Raw genomic sequence first — 23,155 nt, 5'->3', positions numbered from 1 at the left:
CAGTTCCCCTAGGTAGTAGCTTCCGAAGTAAAGCGAAGTTTAACAGTTGGGTATTTCTGCTGCGTCATTTGAAGGGAAAAGGCCGAATCTGCCAAAAACACCAGTTGACCTCTTTTATCTTGGGCCAGAAACTTCTGTTTTACCCTTTTAAACTCCTTAAATTCATCATTGTTTGGGTCTTCAGCATCCACCCAACAGGCCTTGTGGACGGGGAAATTTTCGTAGGTGCATTTGGCGCCGTATTCGTGCTCCAACCTGTATTGTATAACCTCGTACTGTAGCGCTCCAACCGTACCAATAACTTTTCTGCCATTCAATTCCAAAGTGAACAATTGGGCAACTCCCTCGTCCATCAACTGGTCAATGCCCTTATACAACTGTTTGGCTTTCATCGGGTCTGCGTTGTTGATGTATCTAAAGTGCTCCGGTGAAAAACTCGGAATTCCCTTATAGTTTAGGTTTTCACCATTGGTCAGGGTGTCCCCAATCTTAAAGTTCCCAGTATCGTGTAAACCTACAATGTCGCCTGGATAGGAGATGTCCACTATTTCCTTTTTCTCGGCAAAAAAGGCATTGGGGCTGGAGAATTTTAATTTTTTGTTATGGCGAACATGCAAATAGGGTTTGTTCCGTTCAAAGGTTCCCGATACAATTTTTATAAAGGCCAGCCTGTCCCGGTGTTTGGGGTCCATGTTTGCATGGATTTTGAACACAAACCCAGAAAAATCCGTTTCATTGGATTCCACCAAGCGCTCTTCGGCCATTTTGGCCCGTGGGGCTGGTGCAATGTCCACAAAACAATCCAACAATTCCCGAACCCCAAAGTTGTTAAGAGCAGAGCCAAAGAATACAGGTTGTTGGGTTCCATTCAGATAGGCCTCCATGTCAAATTCGGGGTAAACCCCGGACACCAACTCTAGATTATCACGAAGCTCCGAAGCGGCCGCCTCTCCGATAATTTTCTCCAATTCTGGACTGTCTATATCGGTAAAAGCAATCGTCTCCTCAATATTTTGCTTGCTGTTACCGCTGAATAGGTTAATATTTTTCTCGTAGATGTTGTAGATACCTTTAAAATCGTATCCCATTCCTATGGGAAAACTGAGCGGGGTTACCGATAGACCCAACTTTTGCTCCACTTCGTCCAAAAGGTCAAATGCGTCCTTCCCCTCACGGTCCAATTTGTTAATGAACACGATCATGGGAATATTGCGCATACGGCAGACTTCCACGAGTTTTTCAGTTTGTTCCTCAACCCCTTTGGCTACATCAATTACAACAATTACGCTATCTACAGCAGTAAGTGTTCTAAAGGTGTCTTCCGCAAAATCTTTGTGGCCCGGGGTGTCCAAAATGTTGATTTTCTTATCCTTGTAGATAAAGGCCAGCACAGAGGTGGCGACGGAGATTCCCCTTTGTCGCTCTATTTCCATAAAATCGCTCGTGGCCGACTTTTTGATTTTGTTGTTCTTTACGGCCCCGGCCTCTTGGATGGCACCCCCAAAAAGAAGCAATTTTTCGGTCAGGGTGGTTTTACCCGCATCGGGGTGGGATATAATTCCAAAAGTCCTTCGTTTTGCTATTTCCTTTTCAAATTCCATCTACAAAAATTTCGGCAAAAATAGGGGTTTTATCCCTTTTTGATCTTAATAATTCCAATAGCTTGGATTGTTGATATAATAAGGAGAAAAAAACTAGAAAAATCCTGTGAAAAAGCTAAAAGTGGAGTAATTTTCCCACACTAAATGTTCACGTTTTTTGAAAGGTCAAAAACTTTTTCAAAGAACTGTTCGTATAAATATATGTGGTAGCTAATGACGAGGAATATACCTTTTGTCGATTAAAATAGGTGATGCATCTTAAATGCATTAACTATGCGCACAAAATGTGGTTGGATGGGTTTCGACCAAAGCACCACAAATAATAGATAAGAAAAGCCCCATTTTCTTACTAGTTCGAGAACACTAATGCCATGGTGATAAGTTGACCAAAACTGTCATTATGGAAAATTTTACTTTCTTAAATCTTAAGAAAAAGGTTTTATACGGTCTTTTTTCAATAATAGCCCTTACCTGCTATTTTTCACTTACATCTTTTGATGGTATTTCATCAATTGCCGACGTTGAAATGGTTCTGCCTCCTGATTCGGACGGTGATGGTATTCGCGACGATAAGGATTTTGATGATGATAATGACGGTATAATCGATACCGTTGAGGACAAGAATTTGGATGGGGATAATAAATGCTGGACCAATCCTACGGATACAGATGGGGACGGAATCCCCGATTATTTGGATTTGGATTCAGATAACGATGGTATCATTGATAACATTGAAGCGCAAACTTCCGGGGGATATATTCCTCCTTCTTGTGAAGATAAAGACAAAAATGGTTTGGATGATGCTTACGAGGAAACACCTGGAAGTTGTGGTGGACTTCTACCTGTGGATACTGACGGGGACGGAATTCCAGATTTAAAGGATATAGATTCCGATAACGATGGAATTTTGGACAATGTGGAGGCTCAAACCGTTCAAGGATTTATTGCCCTCTCTGGAGAGGATGACAATGAAAATGGTCTGGATGATGCATATGAAGAACTTGGTGATGGTAAATGCAATTATAATGGAAAGGAAAGCCATTATAAAGGCGAGGACAAAGTAGAATTATGCCATAAAGAAGATAAGAGTCATAGCAATCCGAGAAATGGATATCACACTATTAGTGTAGCTCCAGCTGCAGTCCAAGCACATCTGGACCATGGGGACACCTTGGGTGCCTGCGAAGAAACCTGTGGCTTTACCGGGGGATTGGACCCCATAGATTCGGATGATGATGGCAATGATGATTTTAGAGATATAGATTCGGATAATGATGGTTTGCCTGATAATGTTGAAGGACAAACTACCGCTGGATATATCCCGCCTTCAGGTATGGATGATGACAAGGATGGATTGGACAATGCCTATGAAGGAAGTGGGGACGAAGGAATTACCCCTGTAAATACAGATGGTACAGATAATCCCGACTACCTTGACGATGACACGGACAACGACCTTGTACCGGACAACAACGAGGGGAACGACTTCAACTTCGACGGAGTTCCGGACCAAGCCTACACGGGCACGGATACGGACAACGACGGACTGGACGACGGCTACGAGGGCAGCGATGTGGACGATGGCTACGATGTGAACGACGAGATCGACGACCCTGCCAACGACCTTCCGGACACCGATGGCACTGAGGACGTGAACTACCGGGACCTTGACGACGACGGTGACGGGATCGACACCCCGGACGAGGACGCCGATGGTGACGGCGACCCGACCAACGACGATACAGACGATGATGGTACCCCGGACTACCTGGACCCCGACAGCCCCGGTGACGACACCGACGGTGACGGCGTACCGGACAGTGTGGACCTTGATGACGACAACGACGGGATCCTGGATACGACCGAGGACCCGAACATAGATGGAGACGACGACCCGCTTACCGATCCCTTGGACAGCGACGGCGACGGACGTCCCGACCACTTGGACATCGACAGCGACAACGACGGCATCCCGGACAATGTGGAGGCCCAGCCGACGGCCACCTACATTGCACCCAACGATGACGACGAGGCGACCTATGAGGCGAACCAAGGTGTGAACAGCGCCTATATCGGCGGACTTACACCAGAGAACACGGACAACGACCAGCTTCCCGACTATCTGGACAGCGACACGGACAACGACCTTGTACCGGACAACAACGAGGGGAACGACTTCAACTTCGACGGAGTTCCGGACCAAGCCTACACGGGCACGGATACGGACAACGACGGACTGGACGACGGCTACGAGGGCAGCGATGTGGACGATGGCTACGATGTGAACGACGAGATCGACGACCCTGCCAACGACCTTCCGGACACCGATGGCACTGAGGACGTGAACTACCGGGACCTTGACGACGACGGTGACGGGATCGACACCCCGGACGAGGACGCCGATGGTGACGGCGACCCGACCAACGACGATACAGACGATGATGGTACCCCGGACTACCTGGACCCCGACAGCCCCGGTGACGACACCGACGGTGACGGCGTACCGGACAGTGTGGACCTTGATGACGACAACGACGGGATCCTGGATACGACCGAGGACCCGAACATAGATGGAGACGACGACCCGCTTACCGATCCCTTGGACAGCGACGGCGACGGACGTCCCGACCACTTGGACATCGACAGCGACAACGACGGCATCCCGGACAATGTGGAGGCCCAGCCGACGGCCACCTACATTGCACCCAACGATGACGACGAGGCGACCTATGAGGCGAACCAAGGTGTGAACAGCGCCTATATCGGCGGACTTACACCAGAGAACACGGACAACGACCAGCTTCCCGACTATCTGGACAGCGACACGGACAACGACCTTGTACCGGACAACAACGAGGGGAACGACTTCAACTTCGACGGAGTTCCGGACCAGGCCTTCACGGGCACGGACACGGACAACGACGGACTGGACGACGGCTACGAGGGCAGCGATGTTGACGATGGCTACGATGTGAACGACGAGATCGACGACCCTGCCAACGACCTTCCGGACACCGATGGCACTGAGGACGTGAACTACCGGGACCTTGACGACGACGGTGACGGGATCGACACCCCGGACGAGGACGCCGATGGTGATGGCGACCCGACCAACGACGATACAGACGATGACGGTTCCCCGGACTATCTCGATCCAGATATGCCTATCGGCATTGATGCGGTGGATGATAATTTTAGTGCGGATATTTCTGGAGGGCAGATTCCAGACAGTAATGTGCTTTCCAATGATACCTTGGATGGCGAACCTGTAGACCCATCAGATATTATTTTGACATCAACTCCCACGGACGAATTGACCATTAATGAAGATGGAACGATTACAGTGACTACCGGAATAGCTGAAGGGACCTATACTATCGACTATACGATCTGTGAAGTGGCCGATGAGGATAACTGTGACACAGGAACAGTCACAGTAGAGGTAGGCCCCGATCCACGAAATGTCATTGATGCAGTTGATGACAATTTTAGCGCGGATACCTCTGGAGGGCAGATTCCGGATAGCAATGTACTTACCAATGATACCTTGGATGGCGAACCTGTGAATCTAAACAATATTGTTTTGATCTCCACGCCCACGGACGAGTTGACCATCAATGCGGATGGAACGATATTGGTGACCCCTGGGACTCCCGAAGGGACATATACCATAGACTATACAATCTGTGAAGAGGCTGATGAGGAAAATTGTGATACTGCAACGGTGACCATAGTGGTTGGACCTTTCATGGGGAACGTTATCGATGCGGTTGACGATGCCTTTAATGCAGATACCTCAGGAGGACAGATTCCGGATAGTAATGTGGTTTCCAATGATACCTTGGATGGTGAACCTGTAGACCCATCAGATATTATTTTGACATCTACTCCTACGGACGAATTGACCATTAATGAAGATGGAAGTATCACGGTTGCTCCAGATACCCCAGAGGGAACGTATACCATCGACTATACCATTTGTGAGGCAGCGGATACGGACAATTGTGACACCGGAACGGTGACCGTGGAAGTAGGACCCGCGATGGGGAACGAGCTTATCGCCGTGGACGATTCATACAATGCTGACACCATGGGAGGGGATATTCCAGATAGCAACGTACTGGCTAACGACACCTTAAATGGAGAAGAGGTTACCCTATCGGATGTAATTCTCACTTCAACGCCAACGGACGAGCTGACCATCAACGAGGATGGAAGCATCACCGTTGCACCAAATACCCCGGAGGGCACGTATACCATCGACTACACAATCTGTGAAATGGCGGATGTGGAGAACTGCGACACCGGAACGGTGACCGTGGAAGTAGGACCCGGTATGGGGAACGAGCTTATCGCAGTAGACGATTCATACAATGCTGACACCATGGGAGGGGATATTCCAGATAGCAACGTACTGGCAAACGACACTTTAAATGGAGAAGAGGTTACCCTATCGGATGTAATTCTCACTTCAACGCCAACGGACGAGCTGACCATCAACGAGGATGGAAGCATCACCGTTGCACCAGATACCCCGGAGGGCACGTATACCATCGACTACACAATCTGTGAAATGGCGGATGTGGAGAACTGCGACACCGGAACGGTGACCGTGGAAGTTGGCCCTGGCATGGTGAATCTAATTGATGCTGTGGATGATTCCTACGGTTCCAATAGTGCCGGTGGATTGATTGCAAACAGCAATGTGCTTGACAACGATACCCTGAATGGGGAGTCGATTACCCTATCGGATGTGATTCTTAGCTCCACACCCACAGGAGACTTGACCATCAACGAGGACGGAAGCGTGACTGTTACGCCCAATACCCCAGATGGCGTCTATACCATCGAGTATACTATCTGTGAGGCCACTAATCCAGAGAATTGCGACACGGCGGTGGTAACGGTTTCCATAGAGAATATTGAGGTAAACCAAATGCTGACACCCAACGGAGATCTTAAAAATGACTTCTTGTTTATCCGAGGCGTAAGAAATATTAGGTCGAGCACGCTTCGCATCTTTAACCGATGGGGAGTAGCGGTTTACGAAGGAAAGAACTATGATAATATCAATAATGTATTTGATGGCCGATCTCGCGGTCGATCAACCTTGAGCGTAAACGATTATCTTCCGGCGGGGGTATATTTTTATATCTTTGACTACGAAACGGAAGAAGGAAGTTTTACCGACTCCGAATACATTTACATAAGCAGGTAACATATTGAAACAGAATGATTAAAAAGCACTTTTTAATTCCGTTTTTACTTATTGGAATCACAATTCAAAGCCTTGTTGCCCAACAAGATGCCCAGTACACCCAGTACATGTTCAATACGCTCACCGTTAACCCGGCTTATGCAGGTTCGCGGGGCCAACTGAGCTTTGCCGGATTGTACCGCTCCCAATGGATTGGGTTGGATGGTGCCCCGGAAACCTTCACTATCAATCTACATTCCCCCATAAGAAATAGTAGATTGGGTTATGGGATATCGTTGGTCAATGACAATATTGGGGACGGAGTGGTTCAAGAAACGTATTTGGATGCAGTTTTATCCTATACCATTGATGTCGCCCTTAATGCCAAGCTGTCCTTCGGACTAAAGGCTGGAGGGAATATGTTGAGCTTGGATTTCAATGGCCTTAGGAACTTTGATCAAGAGGTGGTGCAACAGGATAATATTGACAATCAGTTCAATCCAAATTTTGGACTTGGAATTTATTATCACACCGATAAGTTTTATGCCGGCGTTTCAGCACCAAACCTTCTGGAGACCGAGTACTTTGACAATAATTCGAACGATGCCAACTCCGTTAACTTTTTGTCCACAGAGCGTATTAATTTCTATTTGATTACGGGCTATGTGTTTGATCTAAATTCCGATTTACAATTTAAACCGGCCTTGTTGACCAAGGCTGTAGGGGGAGCACCCCTGCAAGTGGATATATCGGCCAACTTTTTATATGCCGATAAATTTTACTTCGGAGGAGCCTATAGGTTGGATGCTGCCGTGAGTGCCTTGGCAGGTTTTCAAATTACCGATCAGATTATGGTGGGATTGGCCTATGACCGGGAAACCACGGAATTGGGAGGTACCCAATTCAATGATGGATCCTTCGAACTGTTTTTGCGGTTGGAATTGCTAAAAGCATTCCAAAGAACGGTATCACCAAGATTCTTTTAAAGCGTAAGTTATGTTGAAAAGAATACTGATTTTCCTTTTTGTTTTCCTAGGGTATGCTGTGCAAACTTGGGCGCAGGAACCTGCGAAGGTGAACGAGAAACAAGGTGCGAAGGCAAAAGCCAAGGCAGACGAACGCTACAACGAATATTCCTTTAGTCCGGCCATTGACATCTATAAAAAAGTATTGGATAAAGGCTATGTCTCCCAAGATCTACTGAAGCGCCTGGGTAATGCCTATTATTTCAACGCAAAGTATGAGGAAGCCGCAAATGTCTATAAGCGATTGGCGGAGGCTTTTCCAGATGAAACGGAAGCCGATTATTTTTTTCGATACGCACAGAGTTTAAAATCCCTTGGGGATTATGACGGCGCCGCCACGATAATGGCAAAGTTTAAGGAAATGACCGCCCAGGGTGAGCTACCGTCAGATGAGGACTATTTGGCAAAAATTGAGGAAAACTCAGGAAGGTTCACCGTAAAACCCTTTGATTATAACAGTAAATACTCAGATTTCGCAGCTGCATTCTATGAGCAGGGTCTGATATTTTCTTCCGATCGGGATACGGGAAATTTGGCGAGATATAGGCACACATGGAATTCCAAAGACTTTTTGGACCTATACAAGGTGAATGCGGATAGTCTGTCCCAAGATAGGGTAGTGAAGCTTAAGGGCGATGTGAATACGAGATTGCATGAATCCACTTCGGTGGTGACCAAGGACGGAACGACCATGTACTTTACCAGAAACAACTTTTTGGATGGGAAAAAGTACAAGGATCAACAGGGCATCATCCGCCTAAAGATATATAGCGCCACCCTGATTGATGGGGAATGGACCAATATTATCGAACTGCCATTCAATAGCGATTCCTATTCGGTGGCCCATCCTGTGTTGAGCCCCGATGGTAAAAAGCTCTATTTTGTTTCGGATATGCCGGGTTCTGTTGGGGAATCGGACATTTTTGTCACAGAGATAATCGGGGATGGAACCTACGGTCCCATTATCAACCTAGGCAAGAACATCAATACTAGGGCCCGTGAAACTTTTCCTTATATCACCAAAGAGGGCGTACTCTATTTTTCCTCGGATGGGCACCCTGGTCTTGGCGGATTGGATGTTTTTGCAACCAAAATCACCTTTGGAAAATTTGACGAACCTGTAGTAAATGTCGGGAAACCCATTAATGGAAACCAGGATGATTTCGCGTTCATATTGGACAATGAGACCAAGATTGGTTATTTCTCCTCCAACAGGGAAGGAGGTCTGGGTGAGGATGACATTTATGAATTTACCGAAAATGAGCCATTGGTATTGGACTGTATCCAAGAAGTTACCGGTACGGTGCGGGATAGGATATCCAATGAAGTTTTGGCCGGTGCCACGGTAATGATCATTGACGAAGAGAACAGGGAGGTGTCTTCCACTTTAACCGATTCCAATGGAAACTATGTGTTGAGCTTGGATTGTTCCAAGGGGAATTTTGTTCGGGCTTCAAGAGATGGATATGTTCCCGCAGAGGAATATTTGAACAGATCTTACGGAAAACCAAGAATTGTTGATTTCTATCTCGAAAGGGATGTCGTAACAGGTGGCTTTGGCGATGATTTGGCAAAACTACTTCAGTTGAGTACCATTTATTTCGATTTGAACAAGTATAACATCCGACCCGATGCCGAAATTGAGATTCAAAAGGTCATCGTGGCCATGGAGAAATACCCCAGCTTAAAAATCAAGGTCAATTCCCATACCGACAGTAGGGGGAACGATGCCTATAACCTATGGTTATCCCAGAAAAGAGCAGAATCCACCGTCAATTATATGATTTCCAAAGGAATAGCGGCAGATAGATTGCAAGGGGAAGGCTTTGGTGAAAAACGCTTGGTGAACGATTGTATCAATGGAGTTCGCTGTAGCAGTGACGAACATCAGCTAAACCGTAGGTCTGAGTTCATAATCTTCGAATAACGCAAAAATATTACATTTTTGAATCGATAAAGGGCTCTTTTCAAGAGCTCTTTTTTTATGGAGATAGGCTAAAATTTGGAAACCATACACCGAATTTAATGGTGTTCACTTTATCGATAAGCCCTTTCACAACAATTATTTAGAGGTGCTTACAACTACGGTTACATTTGGTAAAAGTATATTCCACTAACTATATGCTTGCCAACGTAATACGTATAAAAAGAACATTTTCGCTGTTAGTTGTACTATCAGTATTTGGCTGGTCTACAATTTCGGCCCAGGATACTTATCGTGACAATTTTAGCTCTACCTCCTATTCCAACAACGATGGAACCCAAAATTTTGATAACAATTGGGACGAAACAGGAGATGACGATAGCCCAAGCTCGGGTCGAATAGAAATTGTTGGCAATGAGCTTGAATTTAACAACATCGACAGTAGGACCATTTTTCGGGATTTGGACCTCTCTGGCGCTTCCAGTGTGACCCTAGACTTGGATTACGATGCAAACTCTCGTGGAAATGAGTCACTTTTGGTCCAGTTGTGGAATGACAATACCTCTTCCTATCAAACCGTAGCAACCATAAATAGTACCAATACCGGATCGGTTTCCCATAATTTGACCGCTGATCAAATATCTTCCAATTCTTCCATCCGATTCGTCGGTGGGGATTCCAACTGGGGCGGGAGCGAAACCATTTATATAGACAATGTGCTTTTTACAGCGACATTTAGTCCAACCATGATTGTAAACGATATTACATTTGATGAGGGGACAGGAAATGCCGTTTTTACCGTTACGCATACCGGAGCAAATGCCTCTGGCGCCTTTACGGTTAACTTCCAAACGGTAAATGGGACTGCTACTTCGGGAAGTGATTATACCTTCACCAGTGGTATTCTTAATTTTAATGGTACCAGCGGAGATACAGATAACATATCCGTTCCCATTACCGATGATGGCACTTTGGAAAGTACAGAAACCTTTACCATTCAATTCACAGCTTCGTCAGATGGTTCTGTGGATTTTTCAGATACAGCAACCGGAAACATTACGGATAATGATGGTTTGATTATAACCGATGGAGTTACCGATAATAGCTGTAGTGAAACCTTTCTGGATACTGGAGGTCAATCTGCAGCTTATTCCAACAATGAAGACATTACCTATACCATTTGCCCTGATACAGGCGGTAGTTTTGTGCGAATCAATTTTACCAGCTTTGATGTGGAAAATGGATATGACTTTTTGTATGTATATGAAGGAACTACAACCGGTGGAACATTGATTGGTCAATATCATAATGGAAATACACCCCCAAGCACAATTACCTCAACAGATGGTTCTGGTTGTCTTACCTTCCGGTTTACTTCGGATTTTAGTGTGACCAACAATGGATGGGAAGCTACAGTTTCTTGTTATGTACCAGGCCCTACCATGACCATTTCGGATATTTCTGTGGACGAAGATGCAGGAAATGCGGTGTTTACCGTGACCCATACAGGAGCCAGTGCTTCAGGTGCGTTTACGGTGAATTACCAAACGGTTGATGGTACTGCCACGGCCGGTAGCGATTATACAAGCACGACCGGCACTTTAAATTTTAATGGAACAGTCGGGGATACCGATACCATAACAGTTCCTATTACGGACGATGCCGTTATTGAATCAGATGAGACTTTTACCATACAATTTACAAGCTCTTCTGACGGTACTGTGGACTATTCGGATACAGCAACTGGAACCATAAATGCGCAGATTTCTTCGGATGCACCCTTGGTCCTTTATGAAGAATTCCATGGGAACGTGGATTATGTTGTTACTGGAAACACGCTAAGAACTGCACATAACAACACAGACGCTTGTGCAGTAACCAATTCCAGCTCCGGTACACTGATTGCACCTATTCCGGGCACAGGAACCATTAGAAAGGCTTATTTATACTGGGCACACTCCAGTTCCACAATGGACGCTGACGTTACCTTTGAAGGGCAATCGGTTACCGCCGACTTGGCTTACAACGCATATTCCGCTACCTATTGGAGTTATTTAAGTGATGTAACATCAATTGTGACAGGGGTTAGCGATCCTTCTACGAACACCTACGATTTTGCCGATTTGACGATAGACAACACATCCAGCTGTGGGAGTGAAGGAGTTTTGGGCGGTTGGGCCTTGATGGTTTTTTATGATGATCCTACCTTGCCTGCATCCAGTATCAACTTATACCAAGGTTTTCAAAGACTTAGAAATTCCAGTGATTCCTTTACTTTGGATTCGTTTTATGCCATTGCCGGTTCTGGTGCCAAAGCCACCTTCTTATCTTGGGAAGGGGACGACACGCTTTCTGGTGCCTCGGAAACACTTTCAATTACTAACCAAGCGACTACTACATTTACCTTGAGTGGAGATGGTGGTCAAACCGGAAATAACGCATACAACGGTACCATTTATGATGATACTCAAGCACCTGTCTACAATGATGCTACCACCTACGGTGTTGATTTGGACACCTATGGGATTTCTTCTTACATATCCCCTGGCGATTCCCAGGTAACCGCCAATGTTTCTGTAGCCAATGATGCGGTGTTTTTTAACGCCGTATTGATTCGCGTACAATCCAACCTGATCAACGGAACCGTGTTTGAGGATGTGAACTATCCAGGAGGTTCGGGAAGGGATATGGCCACGGCTTCTGGAGCAGGAGTGGAAAATGCCACTTTGGAACTATATGACTCCTCCAATGTCTATATCGAAAGTGTGACGAGTGATAACAATGGCGACTATACTTTTGGTGGTATGGCCGATGGCGATTATACCGTGAGAGTGGTCAATTCCACGGTGCGTTCCACAAGGGGTGGAGGCGTGGGATGTACGTCTTGTGTTCCAGTCCAGACCTATAGAAATTACAACACGTCCGGGTCTTTTGTGGATGTGACCGATGAGGTAGGGGGAGCAGATCCTTCTGCGGAGGATGTCGGAACCGGAACCCTGACAGGTGCCCAGACAAGTTCACCAGTTACAATAGCAAGTGGTGGTATTGTGGGTCTAGATTTTGGATTCAACTTTAATACCATTGTGAATACCAATGAGGACGGACAAGGTTCCTTGGAACAATTTATCGTGAATGCGAACAACTTGGATGAGACGGGCTTGGATATTGGGGCAAATGCAATATTTGACCCAGCTGCCGGGGATGACACTTCAATCTTTATGATTCCATCAAGCGCGGACCCTTTGGGAAGAACCACGGACGCCAATTATTCAAGTGGATATTTTGATATTAGCATCAGCAATGGGAATCCATTAACAGCCATTACAGCCAACAACACCATCATTGATGGACGTACCCAAACAGCCTATTCAGGAGATACTAACTCTGGTACTGTAGGGTCTGGTGGCAGTGCGGTCGGAACTTCCGCTATTGCACTTCCTTCCTTTACAAGACCGGAAATACAGGTGCATCGAGATCAAGGAGATGTTTTTGATGTTCAGGCAAACGCTACCCTTAGAAATCTAGCTGTGTATGCCAGCAACAATGCCGCAATTCAGCTAAACAGCGGTACTGTTAGTGTTTTGGCTAATTTGTTAGGGGTTAATGCTCAAGGTTCCAATGCTGGAAATGTGGACTTTGGTGTCGAAATTCTGGGTGGTAACTTGACCATTGACGGAAATTACATTGCCACCAATACCGATGCTGGAATTTTGGTAAATGGTGGTACTTCAAGTCTGATTCAGAACAATCATATCACGAGCAACGGGGATCAACCCTGTGATGATAATATAGAACTGCAAAGTGGAAGCAGTATCACAATTCAACAAAATCTAATTGAGAATGCGGCTGCCGGGGGCGTGGATGCCTCTGCCATAACTGGTGGTTTGACCCTCACGGAAAATTCCATTACGACCTCTGGTCAGGATGGTGGAAACTGTTCCGGAAACGTTGAGAATATGGGTGTAATTATTGCTGGGGACAATTCCCAATTGTCCAATAATCTAATATATAGCAACGGAGGGGCCGGTGTGGTAGTTATCGGTGGTACCGGTAACTTGATCAGTCAGAACTCCATTTATGCCAATGGAACCGCTTCAGCTTCTTTGGGTATTGATTTGGACGCCTCTGCCACAGTAGGGGATGGGGTAACCATCAATGACTCGGGGGATGGAGATTCCGGACCAAACAATCTGCTGAACTTTCCGATAATTGAATCTGCTTATTTATCTGGCTCCAACCTTATTGTAAAAGGTTGGTCACGTCCAGGAACCACACTGGAGTTTTTCTTGACGGATGTAAGTGAGGGAACCGCTACCAGTGGGGATAACCAATTGGGTTTAACAGTGGATTATGGTGAAGGACAGACCTTTTTGGGAAGTGATGTTGAAGGAAGTGGTTCAGACAGCGATAGTGGTACATCTTCCTTTTCCGATGCGGACGGGAATGCCGATAATACCAATGCTTTCCAATTTTCAATTCCGCTTTCAGTGTCCCCAAGTGGAGGTGACTTGCTCACGGCAACAGCAACTTTGGGGAACTCCACATCAGAGTTTTCCCCGATGTCCATTTTGAGCATTCCAACGGTGATTACCAACCGTGGAATTACCTACCGGGTAAATCGGGATTAACCCCTTTTCCAGGATCAATTTTACGAATTTTCTTACTTGATTTTTGGGCTCGACCTATCATTTTGTCATGTGCTTAAACCTTTTGCAGTACTGGATTTATCGACCAATGACCATGCTTTTTTTGCCTCAATTTAAAGGGGTGACCTCAAGATTTAAACCCTATACAGTCGGATTTCAAGCGTACACAACAAATATTTTCCCCCCCTAGAGGTAAGGGTAATTTTGTAAAGTGTAGAAATACTCAACTAAAAGAACAATTGATTTAAAAGCTTAAATAAGCTCTAAAGATTACAAAAACTCAACCCAGACGCGATGTCTACTAAGCATAACCCCATGAAAAAGAGCATCTTAGTCATTTTCCTGCTGCTTTGCACAGGATTTGCCTTTTCGCAAACAACAGTAACCCTTCAAGATCAATGCAACTGTGAAGTCCTGAGTGGAACAGATGTGTCCGCAGCAGGAGCTACCACTCCATCAGGTGTGGATACTGGCGATATTTATGTCAACACAGGAACTGGAACTATTTATTTTTGGGATGGGGATTCCTGGGAATTGACATCTACGGATGATCAGCAGCTTACTGGGTTTACTTTAGATGGAGCTACAAATGAGTTGACATTGACTTTGGAAAATGGGGGAAGTGTAAATGTCGATTTAAGTAGTTTAAGCGATTCACTTACCGATACAAATACCACAATTGCCTCTTTTGGGATTGATGGTACAAATACAAATCTTGTTATTACAGATTCCGATGCGAATACATTTGCTGTTGCTCTAGCAGATATTGCTGCATTGATTGATACGGACACGGATGATCAAACTTTGAGCCTTTCGGGAACGGATTTAACCATCTCAGATGGGAATACGATTGATATAGGTTCTGTTGATACCGATGACCAAACGTTGAGCTTGTCAGGTACCGACCTTTCTATCGCTGACGGAAACACGGTAGATATTTCCGGAGTAAACACTGATGCGCAGACATTATCATTGAGTGGAACTGACCTATCCATTAGTGGAGGAAACACTGTTGATATCAGCTCAATTGACACGGATACGGACGACCAGACTTTGAGCCTGTCCGGCACTGACCTGACCATTGCAGATGGAAATACCATTGATATCAGCAGCATTGATACCGATACAGATGACCAGACATTAAGTTTGAGCGGAAATACGCTTTCCATTGCAGATGGGAACTCGGTCGATTTGAGTGGATATGTGGACACAGACGACCAGACTCTGAGTCTGTCCGGCACTGACCTGACCATTGCAGATGGAAATACCATTGACATCAGCAGCATTGATACAGATACTGATGACCAAATGTTGAGCTTGTCAGGTACAGATTTGACCATTTCTGATGGCAACACCATCGATATCAGCACCATTGATACAGATACAGACGACCAGACCTTAAGCTTGAGTGGAAATACGCTTTCCATTGCAGATGGGAACTCGGTCGATTTGAGTGGATATGTAGATACGGACGACCAAACGTTGAGCTTGTCAGGAACCGACTTGACCATCGCAGATGGAAACACCGTAGACATCAGCTCAATTGATACGGACACAGATGACCAGACTTTAAGTCTAACAGGAACAGACCTAACTATCGCTGACGGGAATACGGTAGATATTTCTGGGGTTAACACCGATGCACAGACTTTGTCCTTAAGCGGGACAGATCTATCCATTAGTGGAGGAAACACAGTTGATATCAGTTCAATTGATACGGACACGGATGACCAGACTTTAAGCCTATCAGGAACAGACCTTACTATCGTTGACGGAAACACCATCGATATCAGCAGCATTGATACAGATACAGACGACCAGACCTTGAGCTTGAGCGGAAACACGCTTTCCATTGCAGATGGGAACTCGGTCGATTTGAGCGGATATGTGGACACGGACGACCAAACATTGAGCCTATCCGGCACGGACTTGACGATTGCAGATGGAAACACTGTGGACATTAGTTCTGTTGATACTGATGACCAAACGTTGAGCTTATCAGGTACGGATCTTTCTATAGCTGACGGAAATACGGTAGATATTTCTGGGGTAAACACCGATGCACAGACGTTGTCTTTAAGTGGAACAGATTTATCAATCAGTGGAGGTAATACCGTTGATATCAGTTCAATTGATACGGACACAGATGATCAGACATTGAGTTTGTCAGGTACTGATTTGACCATCGCTGACGGAAACACTATCGATATAAGCAGTATCGATACGGATACAGATGACCAGACCTTGAGCTTGAGCGGAAACACGCTTTCCATTGCAGATGGGAACTCGGTCGATTTGAGTGGATATGTGGACACGGACGACCAAACATTGAGTCTTTCTGGTACAGATTTGACCATCGCCGATGGAAACACCGTTGACATTAGCAGCATTGATACAGATACTGATGATCAAACGTTGAGTTTGTCAGGTACAGACTTGACCATAGCCGATGGTAATACCATAGACATTTCCGGTGTAAATACCGATGCACAAACTTTGTCCTTAAGCGGGACAGATTTGTCAATTAGTGGAGGAAACACCGTTGATATCAGTTCAATTGATACGGACACAGATGATCAGACTTTAAGTCTATCAGGCACGGACCTTACTATCGCTGACGGAAACACCATCGATATCAGTAGCATTGATACAGACACAGATGACCAAACCTTGAGCTTGTCCGGAACGGATTTGACCATTGCTGACGGAAACACAGTTGATATAAGCGGTATTGACACCGATACAGACGACCAGGCAATTGACGATCTTTCCATGGTTGCAGGTGAGTTGAACATTTCCTTGCAGGATGATGGTGTTGCCCCTTCTACAGTTGACATTATCAGTAGCAACGCCAACAATGATATTTCTGCTGGGACGGATGGAGGACTTTACCTGAATGTGGCTTCTGTAAGTATTTCAGAAACCATCACGACATTAACAGACAATCTCGATGGCACTTATACGTACACGAGTGAAAATGGCACACCAACTACATTCACTGGAACGGATACACAAACCTTGTCCTTAAGTGGGACAGATTTGTCCATTAGTGGAGGAAACACGGTGGATATCAGCTCAATTGACACGGACACCGATGACCAAACATTAAGTCTATCAGGAACAGACCTTACTATCGCTGACGGAAACACCATCGATATCAGTGGCATTGACACCGATACCGATGACCAAACCTTGAGCTTGAGCGGAAATACGCTTTCCATTGCAGATGGTAACTCCGTTGATTTAAGCGGATATGTGGATACGGACGACCAAACGCTTAGCTTGTCGGGAACCGATTTGACTATCGCCGATGGAAACACCGTTGATATCAGTTCAATTGATACGGACACGGATGATCAGACTTTAAGCTTATCAGGAACAGACCTTACTATCGCTGACGGAAACACGGTAGATATTTCCGGTGTAAATACCGATGCACAGACTTTATCCTTAAGTGGGACAGATTTATCAATCAGTGGAGGTAATACTGTTGATATCAGCAGTATAGATACGGATACTGATGATCAGACCTTGAGCTTGAGTGGAAACACGCTTTCCATTGCAGATGGTAACTCCGTTGATTTAAGCGGATATGTGGATACCGATGACCAAACTTTGAGTCTTTCAGGCACAGATTTGACCATCGCTGACGGCAATACAGTGGATATCGGTAGTATTGATACTGACGACCAAACATTGAGTCTTTCAGGAACAGATTTAACCATCGCAGATGGCAACACCATCGATATCAGCAGCATTGACACGGATACAGATGACCAGACATTGAGCTTGAGCGGAAACACGCTTTCCATTGCAGATGGCAACTCTGTTGATTTAAGCGGATACGTAGATACGGACGACCAGACATTGAGCCTTTCTGGAACTGATTTGACCATTGCTGACGGTAACACAGTGGATATAGGGAGCATTGATACTGACGACCAAACATTGAGTCTTTCTGGAACAGATTTGACCATCGCCGACGGAAACACAATAGACATCAGCAGTATCGATACCGATACGGATGACCAGACTTTGAGCTTGTCCGGGACCGACTTGACCATAGCCGATGGTAATACCATAGACATTTCCGGTGTAAATACCGATGCACAGACATTGTCATTGAGCGGTACAGACCTATCCATTAGTGGAGGAAACACCGTTGATATCAGCTCAATTGATACGGACACAGATGATCAGACATTGAGTTTGTCAGGTACTGACTTGACCATTGCTGACGGAAACACAATAGACATTAGCATTATCGATACGGATACGGATGACCAAACCTTAAGTTTGAGTGGAAACACCCTTTCCATCGCAGATGGTAACTCGGTCGATTTGAGCGGATATGTTGACACGGACGACCAGACATTGAGCTTGTCCGGAACTGACTTGACCATTGCTGACGGTAACACAGTAGATATCGGTAGCATTGATACTGACGACCAAACATTGAGCCTTTCTGGAACTGATTTGACAATTGCAGACGGTAACACAGTGGACATTAGTTCTGTTGATACCGATGACCAGACCTTAAGTCTTTCAGGAACAGATTTGACCATTGCTGATGGTAACACCGTTGACATCAGTAGTGTTGACACAGACACTGATGACCAGGCAATAGATGGCCTATCCATGGTGGCAGGTGAATTGAACATTTCGTTGCAAGATGATGGTGTAGCTCCATCAACCGTAGATCTAATAAGTGGCAATGCCAACAACGATATTTCTTTTGGGACAGATGGCGGACTTTACCTGAATGTGGCATCGGTCAGTATTTCTGAAACCATAACAACGCTAACAGACAACTTGGATGGAACCTATACCTATACAAGTGAAAATGGAACACCGACAACATTCACAGGGACAGATACACAGACATTGACCTTAAGTGGGACAGACCTTTCCATTAGTGGAGGTAACACAGTTGACATCAGTAGCATCGACACAGATACCGATGACCAGACTTTGAGCCTTTCTGGAACCGATTTGACCATCGCTGACGGAAACACTATCGATATAAGTAGCATCGATACGGATACCGATGACCAGACTTTGAGTTTGAGTGGAAACACCCTTTCCATAGCAGATGGGAACTCTGTTGATTTAAGCGGATATGTGGACACCGATGACCAAACTTTGAGCCTTTCTGGAACCGATTTGACCATCGCTGACGGAAATACCATTGACATTAGCAGTATAGATACAGACACGGATGATCAGACATTAAGTTTGAGCGGAAACACGCTTTCTATCGCTGACGGTAACTCCGTTGATTTAAGTGGATATGTGGATACGGACGACCAAACATTGAGTCTTTCTGGCACAGATTTGACCATCGCGGATGGAAATACCATTGATATTTCTGGAGTAAACACTGATGCACAGACCCTGTCATTGAGCGGAACAGACCTTTCCATTAGCGGAGGTAACACTGTTGACATCAGTAGCATCGACACAGATACCGATGACCAGACATTGAGCCTGTCAGGAACCGACTTGACCATAGCTGACGGAAATACCATTGACATTAGCAGCATTGACACCGATACCGATGACCAGACCTTGAGCTTGACTGGAAATACCCTTTCCATAGCAGATGGTAACTCCGTTGATTTGAGCGGATATGTAGATACGGACGACCAGATTTTGAGCTTGTCAGGAACTGACTTGACCATTGCTGATGGAAATACAGTGGACATTAGTTCTGTTGATACCGATGACCAGACCTTGAGTCTGTCAGGAACCGATTTGACCATCGCGGATGGAAATACCATTGATATTTCTGGTGTAAACACTGATGCACAGACCCTGTCTTTGAGCGGAACAGACCTTTCCATTAGCGGAGGTAACACTGTTGACATCAGTAGCATCGACACAGATACCGATGACCAGACCTTAAGCTTGAGTGGAAATACCCTTTCCATAGCAGATGGGAACTCCGTTGATTTAAGTGGATATGTGGATACGGACGACCAGACCTTGAGTTTGTCAGGAACCGACTTGACCATCGCGGATGGAAACACTGTTGACATCAGCAGCATCGATACGGATACAGATGATCAGACCTTAAGTTTGAGCGGAAACACACTTTCCATCGCTGACGGTAACTCAGTTGATTTGAGTGGATACGTGGACACCGATGACCAAACCTTGAGCCTGTCCGGAACCGATTTGACCATTGCTGATGGAAATACAGTGGACATTAGTTCTGTTGATACCGATGACCAGACCTTGAGCCTATCAGGAACAGACCTTACTATCGCTGACGGAAACACCATCGATATCAGCAGCATTGATACAGATACAGACGACCAGACTTTAAGTTTGAGCGGAAATACCCTTTCCATTGCCGATGGTAACTCTGTTGATTTGAGCGGATATGTGGACACCGATGACCAAACGTTGAGCCTATCCGGAACGGACTTGACCATTGCTGACGGAAACACTGTTGACATTAGCAGCATCGATACAGATACGGACGACCAGACTTTGAGCCTGTCCGGGACCGATTTGACCATTGCGGATGGAAACACGGTTGATATCAGTTCAATTGATACGGACACTGATGATCAGACCTTGAGTTTGTCAGGAACCGATTTGACCATTGCTGACGGAAACACTGTTGACATCAGTAGTATTGACACCGATACCGATGACCAGACCTTAAGTTTGAGCGGAAACACCCTTTCCATCGCAGATGGTAACTCCGTAGATTTAAGCGGATATGTGGATACGGACGATCAGACCTTGAGCCTGTCCGGAACAGACTTGACTATTGCCGACGGAAACACTGTTGACATCAGTAGTATTGACACAGATACGGATGATCAGACTTTGAGCCTGTCAGGAACAGATTTGACCATCGCAGATGGTAATACAATAGATATCAGTAGCATTGACACAGATACGGATGACCAGACCTTAAGTTTGAGCGGAAACACCCTTTCCATCGCAGATGGTAACTCCGTTGATTTGAGCGGGTATGTGGACACCGATGACCAAACTTTGAGCTTATCTGGTACAGATTTGACCATTGCAGATGGAAACACTGTTGACATTAGTTCTGTTGATACCGATGACCAGACCTTGAGCCTATCAGGAACAGACTTGACTATTGCCGACGGAAACACTGTCGACATTAGCAGCATCGACACAGATACTGATGACCAGACCCTGAGTTTGAGCGGAAACACACTTTCCATCGCTGATGGTAACTCCGTTGATTTGAGCGGATATGTGGACACCGATGACCAAACGTTGAGCCTGTCCGGAACCGATTTGACCATCGCCGATGGAAACACAGTGGACATTAGTTCTGTTGATACCGATGACCAGACCTTGAGTCTGTCTGGAACCGATTTGACCATCGCAGATGGAAACACAATAGATATCAGCAGCATCGACACAGACACCGATGACCAGACCTTAAGCTTGAGTGGAAACACCCTTTCCATTGCTGATGGTAACTCCGTAGATTTAAGCGGATATGTGGACACCGATGACCAAACTTTGAGCTTATCTGGAACTGATTTGACCATTGCTGACGGTAACACAGTAGATATCGGTAGCATTGATACTGACGACCAAACATTGAGCCTATCCGGAACAGACTTGACCATCGCCGATGGTAACACCGTTGACATCAGTAGTATTGACACCGATACCGATGACCAAACTTTGAGTCTATCTGGGACAGACCTGACCATTGCCGATGGTAACACCATTGATATTTCAGGAGTAAACACTGATGCACAGACTTTGTCCTTGAGTGGAACGGATTTGTCCATTACTGGAGGAAACACTGTTGACATCAGTAGTATTGACACAGATACGGATGATCAGACTTTGAGCTTGTCAGGTACAGACTTGACCATAGCGGATGGAAACACCATAGATATTAGTAGCATTGACACCGATACCGATGACCAAACTTTGAGCCTTTCAGGAACAGATTTGACCATTGCCGATGGTAACACCATTGATATTTCAGGAGTGAACACAGACGGTCAGACCTTGGGATTGAGTGGAACCAATCTCTCCATTAGCGGAGGAAATACCATCGATATCAGTAGCATTGATACGGATACTGATGATCAAACGCTTAGTTTATCCGGTACAAATTTGACCATAGCGGATGGAAACACCATCGATATTAGTAGTATTGATACTGACACCGACGACCAAACCTTGAGCTTGTCAGGAACGGACTTGACCATCGCCGATGGAAACACGGTTGACATCAGCAGCATCAACACGGATGATCAGGATGCAGGTGAGGTAAATCTAGTTACTCCGGTGGATATGGACGAAGCTGGGGAGGTTTCCCCAACCAACGAAACCACCGTAGAAGCTGCAATACAAGCCATTGCTCCGATCACATCCAAGGCAGCTCGTATATTCTATCCACCTTCCATAGCAGTTCCAGCTTCTTCAGTTGGGCCAGGAACTCCGATAGATTTACACGCACAGTATGTTGCCCAGTATGGCAGCCCAGCGGTAAAAAGCCCTTCGGCACCAAATGCCATACCAACCTATGCCGCGGGTGAATTGCACTATTACATAACGTATTACGATACCAGCGTTTTTTCTGGAGTATCGGTTAGTGACGCAGGTGTAATGTCATTCACGGTAGATGCCGTCCCAACCGGATATAATTCATTGATCAATGTTGTATTTGTTGTAAAATAATTCATAAAGACTAAAAGAGATTTTGAGATCATTGGCCCCACATAAGTCTTTATTACTAACCTTACTGG

6 protein-coding genes are annotated in these 23,155 nt (G+C 45.6%); 5 read left to right on the top strand and 1 reads right to left on the bottom strand.

What is annotated here, in order from left to right:
• Positions 1-8: 8 nt before the first annotated feature.
• Positions 9-1,601 (bottom strand): peptide chain release factor 3, encoded by a 1,593-nt coding sequence (locus tag M3P07_RS15825; RefSeq protein WP_249970903.1) that lies wholly within the window; start codon positions 1,599-1,601, stop codon positions 9-11.
• Between the two features lie 400 nt (positions 1,602-2,001).
• Between M3P07_RS15825 and M3P07_RS15820 the strand changes: the two genes are divergently transcribed.
• The 5 genes from M3P07_RS15820 (at position 2,002) to M3P07_RS15800 (ending at position 23,087) form a co-directional block, all read left to right on the top strand.
• Positions 2,002-6,819, top strand: coding sequence for a T9SS type B sorting domain-containing protein (locus M3P07_RS15820; protein WP_249970902.1), 4,818 nt, complete (start codon positions 2,002-2,004; stop codon positions 6,817-6,819).
• Positions 6,820-6,833: 14 nt separating this feature from the next.
• The gene (locus tag M3P07_RS15815) at positions 6,834-7,784 is read left to right on the top strand and encodes a PorP/SprF family type IX secretion system membrane protein (RefSeq protein WP_249970901.1); all 951 of its coding nucleotides are present in this window, start codon (positions 6,834-6,836) and stop codon (positions 7,782-7,784) included.
• A gap of 10 nt (positions 7,785-7,794) precedes the next feature.
• A complete protein-coding gene (locus M3P07_RS15810; protein ID WP_249970900.1) occupies positions 7,795-9,750 on the top strand; it encodes an OmpA family protein in 1,956 nt (651 codons plus the stop codon).
• A gap of 194 nt (positions 9,751-9,944) precedes the next feature.
• On the top strand, positions 9,945-14,375 hold the full coding sequence (locus M3P07_RS15805) for a beta strand repeat-containing protein (protein ID WP_249970899.1): 4,431 nt from the start codon (positions 9,945-9,947) through the stop codon (positions 14,373-14,375).
• Positions 14,376-14,708: 333 nt separating this feature from the next.
• A complete protein-coding gene (locus M3P07_RS15800; RefSeq protein ID WP_249970898.1) occupies positions 14,709-23,087 on the top strand; it encodes a beta strand repeat-containing protein in 8,379 nt (2,792 codons plus the stop codon).
• Positions 23,088-23,155 lie beyond the last annotated feature (68 nt).

This window comes from Flagellimonas myxillae, from assembly GCF_023502235.1.
Lineage (GTDB): Bacteria > Bacteroidota > Bacteroidia > Flavobacteriales > Flavobacteriaceae > Flagellimonas > Flagellimonas myxillae.
The sequence above is the reverse complement of the archived record's forward strand: the minus strand, read 5'-3'. Positions and strand labels throughout refer to the sequence as shown.

What these genes read in the sequence shown, in the direction of transcription:
- M3P07_RS15825 (WP_249970903.1), bottom strand. Translation starts at nt 1,601, where the DNA reads ATGGAATTTGAAAAGGAAATAGCAAAACGAAGGACTTTTGGAATTATA.
- M3P07_RS15820 (WP_249970902.1), top strand. Translation starts at nt 2,002, where the DNA reads ATGGAAAATTTTACTTTCTTAAATCTTAAGAAAAAGGTTTTATACGGT.
- M3P07_RS15815 (WP_249970901.1), top strand. Translation starts at nt 6,834, where the DNA reads ATGATTAAAAAGCACTTTTTAATTCCGTTTTTACTTATTGGAATCACA.
- M3P07_RS15810 (WP_249970900.1), top strand. Translation starts at nt 7,795, where the DNA reads ATGTTGAAAAGAATACTGATTTTCCTTTTTGTTTTCCTAGGGTATGCT.
- M3P07_RS15805 (WP_249970899.1), top strand. Translation starts at nt 9,945, where the DNA reads ATGCTTGCCAACGTAATACGTATAAAAAGAACATTTTCGCTGTTAGTT.
- M3P07_RS15800 (WP_249970898.1), top strand. Translation starts at nt 14,709, where the DNA reads ATGAAAAAGAGCATCTTAGTCATTTTCCTGCTGCTTTGCACAGGATTT.